This window comes from Ferroplasma sp. Type II, assembly GCF_000496155.1.
Genome location: NZ_KI542826.1, coordinates 1 through 1,280, shown reverse-complemented (window position 1 = coordinate 1,280; position 1,280 = coordinate 1). Strand labels below are relative to the sequence as shown.

General features: G+C 34.9%; 2 protein-coding genes. Both read right to left on the bottom strand.

The annotated features are described in order from the left end of the window. Positions 1-15: 15 nt before the first annotated feature. Positions 16-273 (bottom strand): hypothetical protein, encoded by a 258-nt coding sequence (locus tag AMDU4_RS13225; RefSeq protein WP_021788436.1) that lies wholly within the window; start codon positions 271-273, stop codon positions 16-18. Between the two features lie 52 nt (positions 274-325). Continuing rightward, a complete protein-coding gene (locus AMDU4_RS13220; RefSeq protein WP_021788435.1) occupies positions 326-1,111 on the bottom strand; it encodes a DUF72 domain-containing protein in 786 nt (261 codons plus the stop codon). Positions 1,112-1,280: the final 169 nt, after the last annotated feature.

Below are 1,280 nucleotides of genomic sequence, written 5' to 3'. Positions count from 1 at the left end.
AAATAGAGGTATAAGTCATACTTTGCCTGTAACCACATAGTTAAAAACGGTAAACAGTATCCCGCTTATTGCCATTATGTATATGACAGTGCCTATGGCAGCGTTTTTCAGTCTCTCCCTTGCCATTATCTTTTTGTTCTCATCAGTGCTGAAAAAATTTAGTGCTATTGGTATCCATAAAAGTGTGATCAAAACTGCAGACACCGATATTACTATATCATCCACTCTGCCCATCATAGCATTTATTGATGCAATAGCATAGTCAATTAACATTTTTGATGATAATACGAAGATATAAAATATTAACGCCTAAAATTATAAGATATTAGAAAAGTTTCTTCTGCCTGTCCACGACCATGGGAGGAGGTGCCGGCATTCCGAGACGGTACCTTACAAATTTGATAGTATCCGGTGAGAGCCCTTCATAATGGTTATTTGCGTATATGAAGGCCGTACCGTTTCCTGAATCATGGTTTTTTATCCTTTCTACCCACTGTATAACCTCACTGTGCCGGTTTATTCTTAATTCACCAAGTTCCTTTTTAGTGAGTGATTTATTGCCTAAAAAACGCACGTATAGATTTTCAGTAGTTTTTATTTCCGGTGTTTTAAGATAGTCAATAACCGACCATACCATTATAACATTGTATTTTTTAAGTATGTCATAAACTTCTTTCCTGAACCATGAAATGTGTCTGAACTCAACTGCATATTTTATTTCACTTGGGAGCACTTCAAGAAAATTCTCCAGCACCGTTAAATTAAATGTAAAATCAGGTGGGAGCTGAACCAGTATTATTCCCAGTTTCTCACCAAGAATTGAAATATTTTTTATAAAGTAAACAAGGTCATCTTCGCATTTTACAAGTTTTTCCTCATGTGTTATCTTTCTGGGCATTTTTGGTGAAAACAAAAAATCATCTGGAACAGAATTATACCATTTTTTAACTGTTTCCTGGCCCTGAGCCGCATAGAATGTAGAATCTATTTCAACAGTGTCAAATATTCTGGAATAAACATTCAGAAAATTTGATGGGGGCTCTGAATAATTATAAATCTTGCCTCGCCAGAATTCATAACTCCAGCCCGAACAGCCTGTACGGTAAATCATTAATAATGTAATTTAATGATGTATAATAATTGTTATCCATTCTAATTCATTTTTTTACTTCCTGAAAGGCTAGACAGTAATTCTGAATTCCAGCATTATAGTTTTATGCCACTGTTAGTATAGAATGAAACTTTCCTGGAACTTGTTACTCCAGGTTTCCCATTTCATT

Excerpts from the sequence above, each read along its gene's own strand:
- AMDU4_RS13225 (WP_021788436.1), bottom strand. The coding sequence starts at position 273 with ATGTTAATTGACTATGCTATTGCATCAATAAATGCTATGATGGGCAGA.
- AMDU4_RS13220 (WP_021788435.1), bottom strand. The coding sequence starts at position 1,111 with ATGATTTACCGTACAGGCTGTTCGGGCTGGAGTTATGAATTCTGGCGA.